Source organism: Pandoraea pnomenusa, from assembly GCF_000767615.3.
In the GTDB taxonomy this organism is placed as follows: domain Bacteria; phylum Pseudomonadota; class Gammaproteobacteria; order Burkholderiales; family Burkholderiaceae; genus Pandoraea; species Pandoraea pnomenusa.
The window spans coordinates 5,368,980-5,389,285 of record NZ_CP009553.3 but is presented as its reverse complement, the minus strand read 5'-3'; the positions used below and the strand labels follow the sequence as shown (position 1 = coordinate 5,389,285).

Sequence of the window (20,306 nt, the reverse complement as noted above, 5' to 3'; positions counted from 1 at the left end):
ATGAACGACTTCTGGCAACACTGCGCGACACGTCTCGAACAAGAGCTGACGCCCCAGCAATTCCGCACCTGGATCAAACCGCTGGCGCCGCTCGACTTCGACGAACAGGCGCGCACGCTCAAGATCGGCGCACCCAATCGCTTCAAGCTGGATTGGGTGAAGAGCCAATTCTCGGGGCGTATCCAGAGCATGGCGTCGGACTATTGGAATGGACCGATCGAGGTGACGTTCGTGCTCGATCCCAAGGCGGGCGTGCGTGTTCCCTCGTCGACGCCCGCCCCGGCGCCCGCACCGATTCCGGCCCCGCCGGCCGTGCCTGCCGGCGTGGCGCGCCAGAATCCGGCCGCGGCTGCGGCGCAAACGGCGGTGGCCGGTGCGCATGCGGCCGATGTGGCGTCGCTCGACGGTGAGCGTCCGGATCTGGAAGCGAGCGAAGCGGAGGCGGTGCGCCGCAATTGGCGCGTCACGCCGCAGGAGCCCGCGCAAATCAGCGAGGCCGAGTCGATCTACGAGCGTTCCAAGCTCAACCCGGTGCTCACGTTCGACAACTTCGTGACGGGCAAGTCGAACCAGTTGGCGCGCGCGGCGGCGATCCAGGTCGCGAACAACCCGGGCACGTCGTATAACCCGTTGTTCCTGTATGGCGGCGTCGGCCTGGGCAAGACCCACCTGATCCATGCCATCGGCAACCAGTTGCTGGCCGAGAAACAGAATCCGCGAATCCGGTACATCCACGCGGAGCAATACGTGTCCGACGTGGTCAAGGCATACCAGCGAAAGGCGTTCGACGAGTTCAAACGTTACTACCATTCGCTCGATCTGCTGCTGATCGACGATATTCAGTTCTTCTCGGGCAAGAGCCGCACGCAGGAAGAATTCTTCTACGCGTTCGAGGCGCTGATCGCGAATCGTGCGCAGGTGATCATCACGAGCGACACGTATCCGAAAGAAATCACGGGGATCGACGACCGTCTGATTTCGCGTTTCGATTCAGGCCTCACCGTAGCCATCGAACCGCCCGAGCTCGAAATGCGCGTGGCGATTTTGATCAAGAAGGCGCAGGCCGAGGGTGTGGGCTTGTCGGAGGACGTGGCGTTCTTCGTGGGCAAGCACCTGCGCTCCAACGTGCGTGAACTGGAAGGCGCGTTGCGCAAGATCCTGGCGTACTCGAAGTTCCACGGCCGGGAAATCACCATCGAGCTGACCAAGGAAGCGCTGAAAGATCTGCTGACGGTTCAGAATCGTCAGATTTCCGTCGAGAACATTCAAAAGACGGTGGCCGATTTTTACAATATCAAGGTCGCCGACATGTATTCGAAAAAGCGGCCTGCCAATATTGCGCGGCCGCGTCAGATTGCGATGTACCTGGCGAAGGAGCTCACCCAGAAGAGCCTGCCGGAAATTGGCGAGCTGTTCGGCGGACGCGACCACACGACAGTGCTGCATGCGGTACGCAAGATTGCGGAAGAGCGAGGCAAGGATGCGCAACTCAATCACGAGTTGCACGTGCTGGAGCAGACGCTCAAGGGGTAAACCGGTGTGTCCGGGGGACGGCGAGGCGGGGTCGCCGGCGTCCCTGTGGATAAGCTGGGGGTGGTTTGGGGGGAACTGGTGTTTTCGGGCACAATAGCGGATCGGCGCACAACGCGTCCCCGGCTCGTCCACCGTGTTTTCCGCCCTGTTATCCCATCTGCAAGCGATTGATAGATAAGGGAATCTTCGGGTTTTCAGCCGCAACCGGCACCCGTTAACAGTTACTACGAAGGATAAATATGCAATTGGTCAAAACTCAACGAGACAATCTGCTGCGGCCGCTGCAAATTGTGAGTGGCATCGTCGAGCGTCGCCACACGTTGCCGATTCTGGCCAATTTGCTTATTCGCAAGCACGGGCAGGACATTTCGTTCCTGTCGACCGACCTCGAGTTGCAGATCACCACCACCGCCGACTGCGGTGCCGGCGCCGACGATGTGGCGACGACCGTGGCGGCGCGCAAGCTGCTCGACATTCTGCGCAACATGCCGGACGCCGAAGTGGCACTGTCGCTGTCGGACAAGCGTCTGACGGTGCAGGCAGGCAAGAGCCGTTTCCAGTTGCAGACGCTGGCCGCGGAAGACTTCCCGACGGTGGCCGAGGCGAAGGATTACGCCGCGAGCTTTGCGCTGCCGCAGCGGGCATTCCGTCAACTGCTGGGCATGGTGCACTTCGCGATGGCGCAGCAGGACATCCGTTACTACCTGAACGGCATGCTGCTCGTGGTCGAAGGCGAGAAGATCGAGGCGGTCGCCACGGACGGTCACCGTCTGGCGTACTGCAACACGACGATCGCGGGCGAGAAGTTCGCGCGTCAGGAAGTCATCATTCCGCGCAAGACGATTCTCGAGTTGCAGCGTCTGCTCGAGGACATCGACGATCCGGTGCAGATCGACGTGGCGCCGAGCCAGGTGAAGTTCCGTTTCGCGAACGTCGAGCTGGTGTCGAAGCTGGTCGAGGGTAAGTTCCCGGACTTCAACCGCGTGATCCCGAAGGGGTACAACAAGAGTTTTGTGATCAGCCGTGAAGAGCTGCATCGCTCGTTGCAGCGTGCGGCGATCGTGACGTCGGACAAGTTCAAGGGGGTTCGCTTCCTCGTGAGCGAGAACCTGCTGAAGATCAGCGCGAACAACACCGAGAACGAAGAAGCGCAGGAAGAAATCGAGATCGATTACACGGGCGAATCGGTGGATATCGGTTTTAACGTCACGTATCTGCTCGATGTGCTGTCGAACCTCAAGGTCGAGCAGGTGAAGGTGAGCCTTGGCGACGCCAATTCGAGCGCGCTGATCACCTTGCCGGACAACGACGAATTCAAGTACGTCGTGATGCCGATGCGCATTTGAGCGGAGTTTCCGCCATACGCGCCGTCACATGCGCGAAGGGGCCGAGCGCCCCTTTGGCGTTTCTAGAGAATTATCCTTTTGCGGGATAAGCCGACTTCGTGGCGCGAAAAGCGCACGGAGCCGACAGGTCATGAAGCAGTAATTCGTCAGTTAATGACGCAGTAACCGGAAGATTGTCATGAGCGAACAGCAAAAGCAGGCCGAAAGCGGCTATGGTGCAGCCTCCATCCAGATCCTCGAGGGTCTGGAGGCTGTGCGCAAGCGTCCCGGCATGTACATTGGCGACACGTCGGACGGCACGGGCCTGCATCACCTGGTATTCGAGGTGCTGGACAACTCGATCGACGAGGCGCTTGCCGGTTACTGCGATGACATCCACGTGACCATTCACGCGGACAACTCCATTTCCGTGACGGACAACGGTCGCGGCATTCCCACGGGCATCAAGTTCGACGACAAGCACGAGCCGAAGCGTAGCGCGGCGGAAATCGTGATGACCGAGCTGCATGCGGGGGCAAGTTCGACCAGAACAGCTACAAGGTGTCGGGCGGTCTGCACGGCGTGGGCGTGTCGTGCGTGAATGCGCTGTCGTCGTATCTGAAGCTCACCGTGCGTCGCGATGGCAAGAAGCACTTCATGGAATTTCACCGTGGGGTGCCGCAGAATCGCGAGATCGAGGTGGTCGACGGCGTCGAGACGTCGCCGCTGAAGGTGTTGGGCGATACCGACAAGCGTGGCACGGAAGTGCACTTCCTCGCTGACGAAACGATCTTCGGCAATGTTGAGTTCCACTACGACATTCTCGCCAAGCGTATGCGCGAGCTGTCGTTCCTGAACAATGGCGTTCGGATTCGTCTGACGGATCTGCGCACGGGCAAGGAAGACGATTTCGCCTTTGGCGGTGGCGTGAAGGGGTTCGTCGAGTACATCAACAAGTCGAAGACGGTGTTACATCCGACGGTGTTTCACGTGATGGGCGAGCGCGACGGTATTGGCGTGGAAGTCGCCATGCAGTGGAACGACAGCTACAACGAGACGGTGCTGTGCTTCACGAACAACATTCCGCAGCGTGATGGCGGCACTCACCTCACGGGGCTGCGCGCGGCTATGACGCGCGTAATCAACAAGTACATCGTCGAGAGCGAGATGGCCAAGAAGGCCAAGGTCGAGACGACCGGCGACGACATGCGCGAGGGTCTGACGTGCGTGCTGTCGGTGAAGGTGCCGGAGCCGAAGTTCTCGTCGCAGACGAAGGACAAGCTGGTGTCGTCGGAAGTGCGTGCGCCGGTGGAGGAATACGTGGCGAAGGCGTTGGAGGACTTCCTTCAGGAAACGCCGAACGACGCCAAGATCATTTGTTCGAAGATCGTCGAAGCCGCGCGCGCGCGTGATGCGGCGCGCAAGGCGCGTGAGATGACGCGTCGCAAGGGCGTGCTTGACGGCGTGGGTCTGCCGGGCAAATTGGCGGATTGCCAGGAGAAGGATCCGGCGCTGTGCGAGATCTACGTGGTTGAGGGCGACTCGGCGGGCGGTTCGGCGAAGCAGGGGCGCGATCGCAAGTTCCAGGCGATTCTGCCGTTGCGCGGCAAGGTGCTCAACGTCGAGAAGGCGCGTTTCGACAAGCTGATTTCGAGCGAGCAGATCGTCACGCTCATCACGGCGCTTGGTTGCGGTATCGGCAAGGACGACTACAACATCGACAAGCTGCGTTATCACCGGATCATCATCATGACCGATGCCGACGTGGACGGTGCGCACATTCGCACGCTGCTGCTGACGTTCTTCTATCGTCAGGTGCCGGAGTTGATCGAGCGTGGTTACGTGTACATTGCGCAGCCGCCGCTGTACAAGGTCAAGCACAACAAGGACGAGCGTTACATCAAGGATGAAGGCGAGTTGGCGCAGTACATGCTGAAGCTGGCGATGAACAATGCTGAGCTGACGCCGTCGACGGGTGCTGCGCCGATTTCGGGCGATGCGCTGGGCGAGCTGACGCGCAGCTATCAGTTGGCTGACAGCGTCATCGAGCGTTTGAGCCGGGTTTATGAGGCGTCGGTGCTGACGGCGGTGACCGAAGGCGTGGAGATCAATCTCGACGATGAGGAAGCGGCGAAGCAATCGGCACTGGCGTTGGAGGCAGCGTTGAGCGACGATCCGCTGGCGCCGGAGATCACGATCACGGCGGTGATGGAAGACGTCGAGAACGCGGATCCGGTGGCGGCGCTGCGTGTGGAGCGTCGGCATCATGGCAACGTGAAGTTGAGCATGATCACGCAGGACTTCCTGCAATCGGCGGATTACGCGCAGCTGCAGAAGACGGCTGAGACGTTCAAGGGGCTGATTGGCGAGGGTGCGACGATCAGGCGTGGCGAGCGTTCGCAGCCGGTGTCGAACTTCAAGACGGCGATGAAGTGGCTGATGGCCGATGCCGAGAGCAAGGTATCGAAGCAGCGCTACAAGGGTCTGGGCGAGATGAACGCGGAGCAGCTGTGGGAAACCACGATGGACCCGACGGTCCGCCGCCTGCTGCGCGTGCAGATCGAAGACGCGATCGCCGCCGACGGCATCTTCACCACGCTCATGGGCGACGACGTCGAACCGCGCCGCGCTTTCATCGAGACGAACGCGCTGCGGGCTGGGAATATTGATGTTTGAGGTTTGTTCTCGTTGCAGGGAAACAGAATTCGTGAGATTACACACTGGGTTGTAAGACTGAAATAACGAAGTTGCTGAGATTATCTGGACTCGAATTGTGGTGGCATTTGCACTGCCGGGTTCGAGCCTAGATAACGGCACGTCGACCGTCGCGAGACATGCGTAGAGGGCCTTGAATTTCAAGGCCCTCTTTTTGTTTGAGACACGGTGACGTGTCCCCGGAATATCGGTACAGGTCAAAACTAGAGGTAAAGTTGCTTCTCAGCGCCCCAAACGGGGCGAGGAGTCGCCATGAAACGCTCGAGATTTACCGAAGAGCAGATCGCCTATGCATTGCGATTAGCCGAGAGCGGCACGCCGGTGGTCGACGTTTGTCGGCAGCTTGGCGTGTCGGAGGCAACTTTCTACACATGGAAGAAGAAGTACGCCGACTTCGGCGTAAGCGAGCTGCGCAAGCTCAAGCAGCTCGAAGACGAGAACGCACGCCTGCGGCGTATCGTCGCCGACCTGACGCTGGATAAGCAGATCCTGCAAGAGGTGGTGCGAAAAAAAGTCTGAAGGCCGCCAAACGGCGCGAGCTGGCGGCTTGGATGCAAGAGCGCTTTCAGATCAGCGTGCAACGTTCCTGCGCGCTGGCGTTGCTACAGCGTTCGACTTGGTACGCGAAGAGTCATGCGCGAGATCAAAGGGCGCTGCGCCAACGCATCCGGGACATCGCCTTAAGTCGCCCGCGGTTCGGCTACCGGCGAGTGTTGGTGATGCTGCATCGCGAGGGCTGGGACGTGGGCAAGAAGCGCGTCTATCGGCTCTACAGCCTGGAGGGGTTGCAGTTGCGGATGAAGGTCAAGCGCCGCAAACGCATCGCCCTGCTGCGAGGCAAGCCGCCGGTGCCCACTGGGCCGAATCAGCACTGGAGCATGGACTTCGTTCATGATCAGATGCTTGATGGGCGCCGCTTTCGCATTCTGACCGTCATCGATCAATGGAGTCGCGAGAGTGTCTGTCTGGAGGCCAACTTTCGACAGACCGGCCGTGCGGTTGGCCAAGCACTGGATCGTTCTGCGCTCCTTCGTGGATGGCCCGAATCCATCACCGTGGACAACGGCACCGAGTTCACCTCCCGCGCTCTAGACGACTGGGCATACCGGCGTGGGGTGAAACTCGACTACACACGCCCCGGTAAGCCGACCGATAATGGACTGATCGAGTCTTTCAATGGTCGATTGCGTGATGAATTCCTTAACGTGCATGAATTCGTCACGCTATACGACCTCCGAGAAAAAATGACGGCTTGACAGCACGACTACAACCATCATCGTCCCCACAGCTGGCGTTGATCAGCCAACTGGAAATGGGAAAGGTCAGTAACACACTGCCTTGGAAGCGATCTCGACGGGCATCCAATGCTTCCTGACGAAACAACTTCGACTTCGCGGGGTCAACGTAGCTCATTTTTGTTCGGCACCCCCTGCCTCACGCTCGTCATCACTGCGAGGCTCGAAGCAGAGGGCATCCCCAATACTTTTTATTGTTTAGGACTGGAATCCCGGCTGGTCGGCGGAACACCGACCCTCCCTGGACCAAATCACATCCTCGACACCGCACATGGCAGCGAAGATTGCGATGGCCGCAAGCTTGTCGTTACCCTGGAGCAGAAAGATCACGGTGCCGAAAGTAGCGATACCGATAATCCAAAACCCAAATCGTTCTACTTTAATGCCAAACACCGAACTCGATCGAAATCGGCGCCCAAACAACCACGGCCCGGCGAACAGCCAAAATACAGACGTCGGCAAATAGTACAAAAGTGCCGAAGAGGATGCCGAAAACAGTAACTTGCTACCGGAGAATAAAATCCCAAGGTTTATGATAAAAACCGCGAAGTACCACGCCAGTCTATGTCGATATTTTTTCATCAAGACTCCTTAACGTAATCGTTTTCGTTCAACCATCCCCGTCATCATTTGTTTGAGGCGTATTGATATTGTCCATTACGTACTTACACCCCATCTGGACCATTCGCTGGGTCAGTACCCCCACCATTGGACTCTCCGACAGGATGCCGGCCGTTATGCCGAAACCATTGCCGATCAGAAAGCAGGTTAGGAATGTGCCGCTATTCCAAGAATAACGCCTTACACAGGGCCGCAATTGCGGTGTTTTTCAAATCCAGGCGATTTACAACGAGCGTTGCGCCGTCCCGGAGAAGAGACTCCAGACGCTCTTTGGATAACCTAACCTTGATATCGGAAATGTCCTGATATCGTTCGGTGTATTGGGCCAGCTTGAGCACACCATCAAGATGAACCTTGACATCCGTGTCGCTCTCGAAATTCAGACCATAAATCGTCTGGCTCAGTGCACGCCATGAAAAATCATCACCGGATACAACGTTTGTTAGATGGCATGGCATCTTCTCGAAATAATCCGAATAAAAAGCCTCTCGCGAGAGCCCTAGTTGAAGTGGCATGACAAAACTCCATGTCGCGCTTACGTTGTGAAAAAATTAATGAAAATACAAATGATTATCATTAACCATATCGCTCATAAATGCAAGGCTGAGTTGAGCCTTTCAGGCTCGGCGCAAACCGAACCCATGACGTCGATCACCGAATCGCGTAATTGCCGCTCCAGCGTTTCTCCCGAAGCGAATTCAGTAGCGTAGATGCCCCTGTCTGCCTCGAAATAGACGACGGGGGGACAAGTGCCGGGGATCGCGGCGTTCATTCGCCTTATATGAGCAACTTCTTCTGCCGCAAGGCGGGAACGGATTGCCTTTACCACCACGCTGCAATGTGCATCGACCTTTACGACGGTCCCGGCTTCCGCGCCACCGCAAATTTCTTCAAGCCTTAGCCTGCAGAGCGATGGGAGTTTTTCGCGGATGGTGAACAGGAGGTGCGCTTCCGTCAAATCACGCTCCGTTGTCTCGACACAGACAGGCAATGTGGACGAGGAGTCTCCCATTCACCGATCCCCGAAAATTTGCAGAGCTGGAGGGAGACGGACTTGACGGTGACGTCCAACATACCTGGGCGTCGGAGTCGTTCGTCGGATGGTGAACATTAGGAGCGATATCGCGCGGCTTACGGTTGGCACGGAAGGCTCGATACTTGAAGAATTTGACCTTCAGAATCTAGTCGCACCGGGAAAAAATGGATATGGGATGGTTCCGAATTTAGTCGTTAATTTGTATAGGAACACTAACTATTCAATGGATAATCACTGCTTGTAGTGGAGATCCTGAATCGCCCCGGTTTTCGCGGAAGTCGGTTGGTTTAAGTTATTGCAGGCGCTTCAGCAGTACGCCATGCCACGACGACAGCCCGAGCCTGCGCGAGCGCCGTGAACCAGTGCTTGCCAGGGCATTCGTCGCGAGACTTGCCGTTGAACGATTCAGCGTACGCATTCTGCGCTGCCTCGTTGGCTGCGCCCGGCAATGCGGGTTGCCGGCGATCAATCATTTCGCCGTGGCGCCTGCGACGGCGCCGCACAGCCAGCCTCGCTTCACGGTACAGGCGGTAGATGCGCTTGCGATTGGCGTGTTGTACCTTTGCGCTCCGCCAGAGCGTGCAGTAGTCAAATTGACGACGTCCGTGCGCCAACTCCACCAGACACACCGCTAGCACCTCATTCTCGTGGTCTGGCCTCGTGTCCTAATGCAGAACGCTGCGAGAACGCCCGAGCAGCCGGCAGGCGCGGTGCTCGGAGATGCCGACCTTCTCCCGAATGCCTCATCTATCCCGCCCAACCTTGCCCCCGTCCTTCGGCGCGGGTTAATCGTCACTTCTCGGCTACGCCGGAACCCATTGCCCGAGCGACGTTACTCATTGGCATGGTGTTCAACCGACAAGCTGGTCGGGAGTTTGAAGGGCACGGCCCTCCCACCACCACGGTGAGCCCACTGAATCACCCGCACGCTTGCCGAGCGTCGCTTCGGCGCCGGCAGCCGCAGTTCATTCGCAGCAAGTGTAATTCCGTAAAGCCATAAATTAAATTGCTCTTCCCGAACATCCGGCACTTTTTAAATAAGGTACGAAAATGATATCCGCACAGAAAAACGTCGCTGGCCACAGATCCGTATACAAAAAGCAGGATCCGAACAAAAAAGACTCTCTCACGCCTTGTACCAACACGGCCAACCTTTACTTCAATAATGGTGACTCTTCGGAGAAGGATCGTCTTCAGCGAACTGATTCGCGCAGGATGAATCCTGGTTTTTACTCGTTGAGTATTGGTCCTAACGTGGAATCTCCAAGGGTTGCGAAAATTCTGATCGACAATATTCAGGCCTTCCTGGCGAATAATAAGGATTGCAAATCAGTAAATATCAAGTTTCATAGTTTTAACAACGATTCATTGCCGAGGGCAGCTTATATCGAGAAGGCCATTGTTGATGAATTTCCGGGGTTGGAGATTCGTTGTAAAACTAATGTGGTCAGCAATGAATCTAATAAAATCAAAAGATTTTCAAATGGCGTGGTTCGTCGTCTCGACGAATTGAATAAAAGAAGTAACCTTCTGTACGAGGCGGAGTTCTATAGTGCATTCAGCAATGGACGTAATACCGGTACCGCAGAAAAGTTCGGGCAGGAGAAAGGAGCTCTGGAGGGGTGGTATCGGACGGAGATTGGCAAGAGTATCGCTGGGATGAGCTTTGATATCGTTCACAAAAGAAAGGAGTATACGTACCAAGGCGACGATTGTTGTGGCGCGCTGGAGAAACTTATCGTCAACACGCCGTTCCTGCTGGATTGCAGGTTGTTCGTCCATTTGTGCATCGCACTTTCCATAAAGGATGAGCTTGGTAATGTGGAGTTTAATAAGCTGGTGTCAAATAAATATGGGGGCAGGTTGTCGCTAGGCCCGGATGGAATGCTGAAATTATTGGAGGATTTTGGTATGAAAACCGAGGCGCGCGCCGTGGAGGAGCTAACGAAAGGCGATATCCTGTTTATTCGCAGCGTCAATGCATCTGCATTTCATCCTGCATCCTCAATGAACTCGCATAATTTGATTTGCATTGGTAAGAGTATGGGCGAAGATCGGCAGCTTTTGCTTCGCGGGTTCGGAAAGGAGCCGCCCTTGTCTTTGTATCAATGGAAAGAAAAAATGAGTTCTTTGGCGCATGAGAATTTAACTTACGCGGATCTTCAATTGCTGAAATACTTGTCGGATAGTGACGAAGTTCCGGTCGGAGCGAACATCAGTTTTAAAAAAGCTTGGGGAGAGATAGTGAAACTGAATGGCGAACAACTGCTGCGTGATGAATTGTCCTCGCTTGGCGAAACCAATATGAGGAGTAGGTACACCATTTCTGACGTGAAGACGCCGAAGAACTTCATTGAACATGAGTTGCATTGCTCCGGATTTGTATCGACTGTTCGTCCATAAAAATATGCATACCCCATTTCCTGAGGATTGAGTGGCTGCATCACTCGGAGTCCAGCTTTGTGACAAGGAGATGGGAGCATGAAGCAGCGCGACTTCGGAGGGCGAACGATTGTCTTTCCCTCTGGAAGTCGCAACCTGGGTCCCAATCAAGGTGCCGTGCCTCGCCTCTTCTTCTCTAAGATGCAGGTCCGCCGAAGGCGGGTGAGGAAGACCGTCGCATTCACCACGGCACACCCGGTACCAACGCGCAGCACGGAAATGAGATTCCGGATGTCATGAACTTCGAGCAAAAGATGCTTGCGTGCATGGTGACGGTCAGGAATCCGCGCGCGCGTCGAATGTCAGCTCGGCGGCGTATCGATGCAGGCGAGCGATAAGGTTGACGGGGTTGACGGGCAATGCTGGCACGCCCGACACCGGTCGCGGCAACGGTATTCGCGAAGGTTCCTCACCCCACCGCTTGACTGACATCATGTTCCGGTGGAAAAGGGTTTGCCACTTCGGCGATAGGCGTGCATGCTTTGAAAAATGTCCTTCAAGGTGATCCGAATGCACAGGATACGTTGGGCGTTGGTGGCGGGAATGGCGATCGTGGTGGCTATCTGGCTGGCTGCGCACAGGCAGATCTTCTTTCTGAGCGAAGTTTTTGCGATGCGTCACGAATGGATCCTGTTGACGGGCCTGTTCGCTTTCGCGGCCATGGCGGTGGCGGTGATGCTGTCGGTACGTCCAGTGTCCATCGAGCCGCCAATGGGCGGACTGGACAAGATGTACCGTCTGCACAAGTGGCTGGGGGTGACTGCCTTGTCGGCCGCCGTTGTGCATTGGCTGTGGATCAAGGCCCCGAAATGGGCCGTGGGCTGGGGCTGGCTTGTGCGTCCACCCAGAGGTGCGCGTCCGCAATTGGAAGGCGTGGAGGCCTTTTTTCGCCAGCAGCGCGGCCTGGCCGAGACGATGGGCGAATGGGCCTTCTACGCGTTGATCGTTCTGGTTCTCATTGCACTGATTCGACGCATCCCTTACGGCTACTTCCGATACACGCACCGGCTGATGGCCGTCATTGCCCTCGTGTTTTGCTGGCATGCCGTCGTGCTGACCGAGTTTCGCGATTGGTCCAATCCGGTTGGCTGGTTGACGGCCCTGCTCGTGGCCGGCTGTGTCGTGGGATCGATCGTGGGTCTGTTGGGCCACATCGGACGCCGCCGGCAGGTATCGGCGCGAATTACCGAACTCGAACGCTTCGAGCACAATCGCGTGCTCAAGGTCGTGTTGCATCTGCAAAAGCCATGGCCCGGCCATCAACCCGGCCAGTTCGCCTTTGTGACCTTTGACCCCCGGGAGGGAGCGCATCCCTTCACCATCTCGTCCGCCTGGACCGGTGACGACACGCTGACCTTTCTGATCAAGGGCGTGGGCGACTACACGCGCCGGTTGCCGGACACCCTGCAGGTCGGCGGCCACGCCAGGGTCGAGGGGCCTTATGGGACCTTCCAATTCACGGGGCCTCAGCAGCGGCAGATCTGGATCGGCGCCGGCATTGGCATTACCCCCTTCATCGCGCGCCTGAAGGCGTTGGCCGTCGAGCACGACAAACGCAAGATCGACCTGTTCTACGTGACCCAACTGCCCGATCCGGTGTTCGTGGAAAGATTGCGGAAGCACGCGGAAATGGCCGACGTCACCTTGCACCTTCACATCAAGGGACGAGACCCGCGCCTGACGGGAGAGGTCGTTCGGGAAGTGCTGCCGGACTGGCAGTCCGCCAGTATTTGGTTTTGCGGCCCTGCCGCCATGGGCGAATCGCTTCAGGCCAACATGCAGAAGTGGGGCCTGGATCCGGCAGCCTTCCACCGGGAACTGTTCGACATGCGCTGAACCACCGGGCGACGTGTCGTATGCCGTCGCCGCCGGTCCCAGCCATCGGTGAATGTCATGCCCGCTCGCCCGCGCACGTTTTCAGCGCCGCGATGAACAACGATGCGAGCGGTGAGAGCGGACAGTCCTTGCGCCATGCCACCCCCATCGGGGCCGGCAATCTCGGCGAGCGCAACGACAGGATCGAGATCTCGCCCTTGTCGCGCAACGCATACGCGAGACGACTCGGCAACACCGTCATCGCATCGCACGACTGCAACATACCCAATGCGAGCGGGATGGAAAACGCCTCCACGATCACCGCCGGCCCCTGCACGCCATCCGCGAGGAACTGCGACTGAATCGCGTGGCTGATCGGCGATTCTTTCGGTGGCAACATCCAGGGGTATTTCGCCACCTCGCGCCACGTCAACGCCGGCACGTTTTCCAACGGATGACCGCTGCGGCAAATCACGAGCAATTCCTCTTCGAACAATGGCTCGAGATTGACCGCCGAGCGGAAATACTCCGGCACGAGACGCCCCACCACCAGGTCGAAACTTCCGTCGTGAAGACCGGCCGCCAATCCGAACGAGCCGCTCTCGCGTACGGTAATGACACATCTGGGCGCCGACCGCGTGATCAGGGCGATGGCCTGCGGCAGCAATTGCGGCATGGCGACGAAGAGCGCACCCACGGCAAGGCTCTGCCGATGCTCGTTCATCAGATCGCGAAGCTCATCCTCGGCGGACCGAAGATTTCCGAGGATCAACCGCGCGTGGCGTGCCAGCGTACGCCCGAACGTCGTCGGCACCACGCCGGCCGCCGTGCGCTCGTAAAGCTTTACGCCGAGTAGTTCTTCAAGCCCGGCGAGCGTCTTCGAGAGCGCCGCGCGGGTAAGGTTCAGATGATCGGCGGCCTTCGCCAGGCTATGCGTCTCGTCGAGCACGGCCACAACCTGAAGGTATTTGAGCTTGAGGCGCGACGGCGGCGCCTGACCGGTGCTGACATTCATTTTCAATCTCCGACGGTACATCGACCGCAAGTCAGTTTCGTTCCCACTCAACGCCGCAAAGGCGGCCCGCTTGCCGCTCCGACATCCTCTCACCGGTCTCGCGTGCGCGTGCTCATCACGTCAACCCGCGGTTGATGGCCCGTTCCAAAAATTCACCGGCCGAGGGTTGTGCCGAACCTAGAATCATTTCCCAGAGCCGACGTGCGCCAGCGGACGGATCCCGGATCCCCGAGCGCGGGTCTGCGCGCCCCCGCAGGGGCATGCGGGCCGCAATGCCTTCAATATGTTTAAACGTCAATTATATATATTTAAAGCATAACGCAATCCTGCCCCCTGAACACAACTCGGGGATGCGACCGATGCGTAGCAGGCCATGCCTACCGGCGAATGCCTTGCGAAAGCTGTCTTTGTGATGCATCCAAAACAATTCAGGGGAGATAACGTGAATCTTCATGGCATTGGCACGCGCTCGCTGGTCGCCGCGGGCTTCCTGAGTGGCGCATTCGCCACGACGGCGTCGGCACAGAGCAATCTTGAAATCAGCGGCCTGCTTGGCGCGGGCGTCGGCTATACGAGCAATGTCGACGGCGGTGCAGCCGTCACGGCAAATCCGGGTGTGTTGCGCCCGAACGCAGTGATCATTCGCGGCGGAGAAGACCTCGGCGACGGACAACGCGCCGTGTTTTACCTCGGCACGTTGTTCAGCATCCTCAATGGCAACGTGTTCGGCGGCCCGGCGGCGCTGTTCTCGCGTGAGTCGTATGTCGGGCTGGCGAATCGCTTCGGCACGCTGAGCGTTGGCAACCAGCGCGACTTCATGTTCGACAGCCTCACGCTGAACCGCTATCCGGGCAGCTTCTTCGAAGGCGCGTATGCCGCGCACCAGGGACCGTTCCCGAGGTTCGGCGTCTCGTACTCTGCGCAAGGCTCGTTCGATTTCGATCGCGTCAACGGTGAGGCGATCGCCAATACGGTCAAGTTCAAGAGCGCCGATTTCTCCGGCCTGACGTTTGGCGCCATGTACGGTTTCGGCGGCGTGGCGGGCAGCTTCGGGCGGTCGAGCGCCACGAGCTTCGGCGTCAATTACGAGCGCGGCAACGCGGGCATCGGCGCGGCATACACCATGGTCAAGGCGCCGCAAACGAACAACGGTAACGACGGTATCCGCAACATCGGACTCGGCCTTCGCTACGGCTTCGACAAGCTCACGATCTCCGGCCTCGCCACCGTTTCGCGCAACACGGCCACCGGCGCGCAGATCGACGTGTTCGACGTCAGCGCCGGCTACGACTTCACGGCGGCGTGGTATGCGTCAGTGACATACAGCTACATGCACGGCAACGCGCAACTCGACAACCACCGCGCCAATCAGGTGACTTCGCTCATCGGCTATCGCTTCTCGAAGCGCACGACCGTGTATGTCGATGCCGCGTATCAGATCGCGTACGGCGCGGGCGCCAAAGCCCAGGTGAACGCGTCGACCGGACCATCGGGCAGTGACCGCCAGTTCATCGGCACGCTCAGCATCCAACACACTTTCTGAGGCAACCGCGCCCAAGGAGGCCGCATATGAACGACGAAGTACAGCAACGCCGGCGCGATCTGCTCAAGCTCTGCGGCTCGCTTGCCGCAAGTACCCTCGCGCCGGCATCGCTGGTGCCCGTTTCGGGGATCGCCTATGCGGAAGACACCCGCAAGGCGGCGTCGGACGACGAATACATTCTGCGCGGGGGTTACGTGCTGACGATGGACCCGTCACTCGGCGAACTCCCGTCCGGCGATGTGCATGTGAAGGCGGGGAGGATCGTCGCCGTGGCCCCACGCATCGATAGGCGGGACGTGCGCATCGTCGACGCGACCCGAAAGATCGTGATGCCGGGCTTCGTCGACACGCATCAGCATCTGTGGACGAGCGTGCTGCGAGGTTCGCTGCGCGGGGACGATCCGCTGTTCGGCTATTTCCCGAGCAAGGCGCGCGCAGGTGCGGTCATGACACCGGACGACTTCTACCACTCGGTGCGTTTTGGTGTGGCGCAGAACCTCGCGTCGGGCATCACGACGGTACACGACTTCTGCCATAACGTGCCATCTTCCGCACACGCCGATGCGGACATGCAGGCGCTCGAGGATCTCGGCGTACGCGCGCGCTTCTCATACGGCAGGTTCGGCGAGCCTTCGACCCGACCGATGGACTGGCAGGACGTCGAGCGCGTGCGTCAGACCATCGTGCCGAAGCGCTCGCGTCTGACACTGGGAGTGGTCATCGCACCGACGACGGACAACGACGGCATGATGCGCCCGAGTGTTTTCGATGATCTGAGCGTGTCGATGGCGCACATCCGGGCCATGCATCTGCCGTACACGCTGCACTACGGCAATCTGACGCATGGCATCGTCGACGTCATGGCGAAGCATGGATGGCTTGACTCCGATCTGCTGCTGGTGCACCCCCAGGGCTTCACGGCAGCCGAACGCGAAACGCTCGTGGCATCGAACGTCAATATCAGCATCGCACCGGTCATCGAGCTGCAATACTCGACAGTACGAAGCGGTTACACCCAGTTCGCGGAAATGGAGGCGCTTCACGCGCGCATGGGGATCTCGGTCGATTCGTCGGCGGCGTCGGCCAACGCGAATTTCTTCAATGAAATGCGCGCGTTGCTGTGGGCGCACAAGGCGCGCGGCACACAAGTGCGGCTCACCCCTCGCCGGCTGGTCGAACTTGCAACCATCGACGGTGCGCGAGCCCTCAGTCTCGCCGAGCGCACCGGTTCACTGACACCGGGCAAGCAGGCCGACATCATCCTCGTTCGCATGGACGATCTCGATATCGCGCCCGTGGTCGATCCGTTCAACTCGCTGGTGTACTCGGCGCAGCCCGACAACGTGGACACCGTGATCGTGGACGGTCGCATGCTGCGCCGAGACGGCAAGTTCGTGTCGATCGACGCCGATGCGATCATTCGCGACGCCACGCGTTCTGCGCAACGTCTGAGAAAGGTGGCGGGACTGGCGTAGAAGGCATGCGTCCTCCGGAGCGTCCGCAGGCTGGTTGGAAGATCTGTAGTGTTACCATATGCGCCCATTGGCGATGACAACGCTAACTCATTGATTTTCCTGCGTGCGTGGCCGTGTTGCATCGGCGCTGCGGGAGCTGCGGACCGCCAGGGGGGCGTGCGACAGGCATGGCGTCGAGGCGACGTTCAAGCCAACCGGCAACACCGACGCGGGACGGAAACTGGAAAGGCCTTGATGTGTATTCAAGGCCTTTTCTTTTACCCAACGCACTTTTTTGATTGAAGGGAACACCATCTTGGCATTATCGGAACACGATCAGCACCGCGACGGCGGCAAGGCAGGCGCGCCCGCGCCGGGCGAGTTGCGCCGTACATTGTCGGCGCGCCATCTGACGATGATCGCAGTGGGCGGGTCCATCGGGACCGGCCTGTTCGTCGCCTCCGGCGCCACCATTGCGCAGGCCGGGCCCGGCGGCGCCTTGCTCGGCTACGTCCTGATCGGGCTCATGGTCTACTTCCTGATGACGAGCCTTGGCGAACTGGCGGCAGCCATGCCGGTCTCGGGCTCGTTCTCCACCTATGGCGCGCGCTACGTCGAGGAGGGATTCGGCTTCGCGCTGGGCTGGAATTACTGGTACAACTGGGCCGTCACCGTGGCGGTCGATCTGGTGGCGGCGCAACTGGTCATGGCGTACTGGTTTCCGCATGTGCCCGGCGTTTATTGGAGCGCGCTGTTCCTCGCCATCACCTTCGGGCTCAACGCCCTTTCCGCCCGGGGCTTCGGCGAAGCCGAATTCTGGTTCGCGCTCATCAAGGTGATCGCCGTGCTGGCCTTCGTGGCGATGGGCGTGATGATGCTGCTCGGCATCATCCGTGGCGGTGAAGCCGGCGGGGCGGTCAACTGGACAGTGGGCAACGCGCCATTCGCCGGTGGCTTTGCCGCATTGATCGGTGTGGCGATGGTCGTGGGCTTCTCGTTCCAGGGAACCGAACTCATCGGCATCGCCGCGGGCGAATCCCAGGACCCCGCGCGCAATCTGCCGCGCGCCGTGCGTCAGGTGTTCTGGCGCATCCTGCTGTTCTACGTGGCGGCAATTCTGGTCATCGGCCTGCTCATCCCGTATACCGACCCGCATCTGTTGCGCAACGACGTGACCGACATCAGCGTGAGCCCGTTTGCGCTGATATTCGAGCGTGCCGGGCTGCTGGGCGCGGCATCGATCATGAACGCCGTGGTGCTCACATCGGTACTTTCGGCAGGTAATTCGGGTATGTACGCGGCCACCCGCATGCTCTACAGCCTGGCTCGCGACGGCAAGGCGCCGCGCGTGTTTGCCCATGTCTCGCGCAACGGTGTGCCCCTCTGGGCGCTGTTCGCCACCGCCGCCGTGGCCGCGCTGTGCTTCTTCACCTTCGTGTTCAGCCCGAACGCGGTCTACATCTGGCTGCTCAATACGTCCGGCATGACCGGCTTCATCGCCTGGCTGGGTATCGCCATCAGCCATTACCGGTTCCGTCGCGGCTATCTGAAGCGGGGCGGCGATCTGGCCAATCTGCCCTACGTGTCGCCGTGCTTCCCGTTCGGACCCATCTTCGCGTTCGTGCTGTGCGTGATCATCACGCTGGGGCAGAACTACGAGGCGTTCCTGCAAGACCGGATCGACTGGGGCGGCGTGGTTGCCACCTACATCGGCATTCCCCTGTTTTTGCTGATCTGGGCGGGTTACCGACTGGCGCGCCGCACGCGCTTCGTGAAGTACGCGGACATGAAATTTCCCGACGCGCGCCCTCGCCCGCGGCAAACGCCCCCGATTTCCGACGCGGCACATTGGCCGTCCGCGCCGTCGTCGCGTGGGCCGCACGGCTGACGCTGCGCCAGCCGATGTATTCGGAATTGGCGAAATCGGATAGCGAATCCGCTGGACGCGGTGCGATAAGCATGGCAGCGAGAGCCATTCGCTGCCAAGGAAATCGCGATATGCCGCCGTTGCCGATCCCGGATATCAGTCTGGTGCTGCCATCCGACATGGAGGAGTCGTGCCGTTCGAGCGCGACGCCCGACATCGGATGGCCGCTCGATGGCGTGGCCAACGTGCCGGAACCGGCGTGGTCGCTTCCCTTCCCTCCGGTGTCGGTGGATACCGATACGGCATTTCAGTTTCAGACGGATTTTCTGGGGTTCGCACACGACATCCCGGAGGACTTCGTGGCGCATTGGGCGCAGGCGGTTCGCCATGGCGGCGGTACCCCCGGTTGGCAGGCGTTCGTCAGGTACTGGATGGCACGAATGCCCGGTGACGATAAGCGCTACGCGCTTTTTCAACATTTGATTCGTAACTTCGACCGGCTCGAGATCCATCTGCGGCTTGCGGCGCTGGAGTGCGTGCTCACTGACGGTCCCGATGGACGCGCCGCAGTGTTGCGCCATTGGCGGCGGCTTGGACTCGGAAGATTCGCGCGAGCGCACTGGCCGACAGTGCGTCGTCTGTTGCGCGACGCCGCGATGGCGCGGTGAATCTGGCGCCGCCGATTCAGACGCGGGCGGGTCGATGTCCCGCAAAGCGCGCTGGGCATCGGCCCGGCAGGGTACGGAAAATGAAAGTCGAGCGAGTGTAACGCAAAGGGCGTTATCGATCCGGTGACAGGATGGTTCTTCCTTCCACCGTATGGAGATCGACCATGAATCCTGCGCAGAACACCGGCTTTTCAGCCATTCCCTTTGCGGTCCCGGACGTGCGTGGCGCCGAAGGTCCAGTGCCGGGCGCCGGCGCGTTTCATGAATTCGTCGACGACATGGCAGGCGTTGGCCACGCTCCCGTCGGCATTGCGGGTTCACCAGGTTTCACGGAGTCTGAACTTATCGAAATCGCTTTCGGGAATTTGTGCCGGGCACTCAAGGAAGAATTCCATTACGCAATAAAGATTTGCAAGGACCTGCGCTGGCTGCGCGAGCTCCTTTGTGCGAGGGGCGAGCCCCCTGAAGCTGCGGCTTTGCGCCTGTTCGATGAGCTCAAGAGACTGCACGAGACGGACGTCCTTCACGCATTCAATATTCTGCTTCGGCTCCCGTCGTACGATTACGTGCCACTCGATTTGCATGCGGTCAAGGCGAAAACCTATGAGTGGAGCTGGATCAGTCAATTCCCGAATTACCTGTGGGTTTCCATGCGCGAAGCCGTGAGCAGTGCCATTGAAGGATCCGCCTCGAACGTCATCGCGCAGGCGATGCGTCATCCAGGCGATCACCCGGGGGCGTGACGACGCCGAAAAACGAAAAAGGCAGAAGACCTTTCGATCTTCTGCCTTTTTTAACCTTGGTGCCGACGGCGAGACTCGAACTCGCACAGCTTGCGCCACTACCCCCTCAAGATAGCGTGTCTACCAATTTCACCACGTCGGCTTTGTCCTGCAAGGGAGCGCGATTGTAACGGGAAAATCGACTTTTGTGAATGCCTCGCTCACGAAAGCCCCTGCCGCCCGCGCCGGTTCCCT

Annotated in this window: 15 protein-coding genes, 1 tRNA gene and 2 pseudogenes; 12 read left to right on the top strand and 6 right to left on the bottom strand. The window is 59.1% G+C overall.

Annotated features, from left to right (window positions below):
• From dnaA to LV28_RS48180, 5 genes and pseudogenes are all read left to right on the top strand, one after another.
• Positions 1–1,533 (top strand): chromosomal replication initiator protein DnaA, encoded by a 1,533-nt coding sequence (dnaA, locus tag LV28_RS48200; protein ID WP_038619333.1) that lies wholly within the window; start codon positions 1–3, stop codon positions 1,531–1,533.
• 239 nt (positions 1,534–1,772) lie between these two features.
• Positions 1,773–2,879: a DNA polymerase III subunit beta gene (gene dnaN / locus LV28_RS48195; RefSeq protein WP_023598268.1), complete on the top strand. Its 1,107-nt coding sequence runs from the start codon at positions 1,773–1,775 to the stop codon at positions 2,877–2,879.
• A gap of 178 nt (positions 2,880–3,057) precedes the next feature.
• Positions 3,058–3,459, top strand: a complete 402-nt coding sequence (locus tag LV28_RS49645) for an ATP-binding protein (protein ID WP_371328138.1) — start codon at positions 3,058–3,060, stop codon at positions 3,457–3,459.
• The gene (locus tag LV28_RS48190) at positions 3,420–5,534 is read left to right on the top strand and encodes a DNA gyrase subunit B (protein ID WP_371328137.1); all 2,115 of its coding nucleotides are present in this window, start codon (positions 3,420–3,422) and stop codon (positions 5,532–5,534) included. Before LV28_RS49645 ends, LV28_RS48190 begins: the two co-directional genes overlap by 40 nt.
• Positions 5,535–5,825: 291 nt before the next feature.
• Positions 5,826–6,826, top strand: a pseudogene (locus LV28_RS48180) (IS3 family transposase); the annotation flags it as partial.
• A 240-nt stretch (positions 6,827–7,066) separates the two neighbouring features.
• Here LV28_RS48180 and LV28_RS48175 read toward each other — a convergent pair.
• The 4 genes and pseudogenes from LV28_RS48175 to LV28_RS49640 all read right to left on the bottom strand — a co-directional run.
• Entirely contained in the window at positions 7,067–7,450 is a 384-nt protein-coding gene (locus LV28_RS48175) for a hypothetical protein (RefSeq protein WP_038619339.1), read from the bottom strand.
• A gap of 200 nt (positions 7,451–7,650) precedes the next feature.
• Positions 7,651–8,004, bottom strand: coding sequence for a hypothetical protein (locus LV28_RS48170; RefSeq protein ID WP_038619341.1), 354 nt, complete (start codon positions 8,002–8,004; stop codon positions 7,651–7,653).
• A gap of 74 nt (positions 8,005–8,078) precedes the next feature.
• Complete coding sequence (locus tag LV28_RS48965; RefSeq protein WP_147291587.1) at positions 8,079–8,447, bottom strand: hypothetical protein; 369 nt, start codon at positions 8,445–8,447, stop codon at positions 8,079–8,081.
• A 392-nt stretch (positions 8,448–8,839) separates the two neighbouring features.
• Positions 8,840–9,265 (bottom strand): annotated as a pseudogene (locus tag LV28_RS49640) (integrase core domain-containing protein); the annotation flags it as partial.
• A 310-nt stretch (positions 9,266–9,575) separates the two neighbouring features.
• Here LV28_RS49640 and LV28_RS48160 point away from each other — a divergent pair.
• Entirely contained in the window at positions 9,576–10,928 is a 1,353-nt protein-coding gene (locus LV28_RS48160; protein ID WP_147291588.1) for a hypothetical protein, read from the top strand.
• Between the two features lie 549 nt (positions 10,929–11,477).
• Entirely contained in the window at positions 11,478–12,803 is a 1,326-nt protein-coding gene (locus tag LV28_RS48155) for a ferredoxin reductase family protein (protein ID WP_038621859.1), read from the top strand.
• 55 nt (positions 12,804–12,858) lie between these two features.
• Here LV28_RS48155 and LV28_RS48150 read toward each other — a convergent pair whose 3' ends face one another.
• The gene (locus tag LV28_RS48150) at positions 12,859–13,797 is read right to left on the bottom strand and encodes a LysR family transcriptional regulator (protein WP_038619349.1); all 939 of its coding nucleotides are present in this window, start codon (positions 13,795–13,797) and stop codon (positions 12,859–12,861) included.
• Between the two features lie 442 nt (positions 13,798–14,239).
• Between LV28_RS48150 and LV28_RS48145 the strand changes: the two genes are divergently transcribed.
• The 5 genes from LV28_RS48145 to LV28_RS48125 all read left to right on the top strand — a co-directional run bounded on the left by LV28_RS48145 (position 14,240) and on the right by LV28_RS48125 (position 20,072).
• On the top strand, positions 14,240–15,340 hold the full coding sequence (locus tag LV28_RS48145) for a porin (RefSeq protein WP_052408618.1): 1,101 nt from the start codon (positions 14,240–14,242) through the stop codon (positions 15,338–15,340).
• A 26-nt stretch (positions 15,341–15,366) separates the two neighbouring features.
• Complete coding sequence (locus LV28_RS48140; RefSeq protein WP_081326981.1) at positions 15,367–16,815, top strand: amidohydrolase family protein; 1,449 nt, start codon at positions 15,367–15,369, stop codon at positions 16,813–16,815.
• A 295-nt stretch (positions 16,816–17,110) separates the two neighbouring features.
• On the top strand, positions 17,111–18,682 hold the full coding sequence (locus tag LV28_RS48135; protein ID WP_255315199.1) for an amino acid permease: 1,572 nt from the start codon (positions 17,111–17,113) through the stop codon (positions 18,680–18,682).
• Positions 18,643–19,329: a hypothetical protein gene (locus LV28_RS48130; RefSeq protein ID WP_041612623.1), complete on the top strand. Its 687-nt coding sequence runs from the start codon at positions 18,643–18,645 to the stop codon at positions 19,327–19,329. Before LV28_RS48135 ends, LV28_RS48130 begins: the two co-directional genes overlap by 40 nt.
• A 164-nt stretch (positions 19,330–19,493) precedes the next feature.
• Positions 19,494–20,072 (top strand): hypothetical protein, encoded by a 579-nt coding sequence (locus tag LV28_RS48125; RefSeq protein WP_023598253.1) that lies wholly within the window; start codon positions 19,494–19,496, stop codon positions 20,070–20,072.
• 57 nt (positions 20,073–20,129) lie between these two features.
• Here the strand turns inward: LV28_RS48125 and LV28_RS48120 are convergent.
• Positions 20,130–20,214, bottom strand: a tRNA-Leu gene (locus tag LV28_RS48120).
• Between the last annotated feature and the right edge of the window lie 92 nt (positions 20,215–20,306).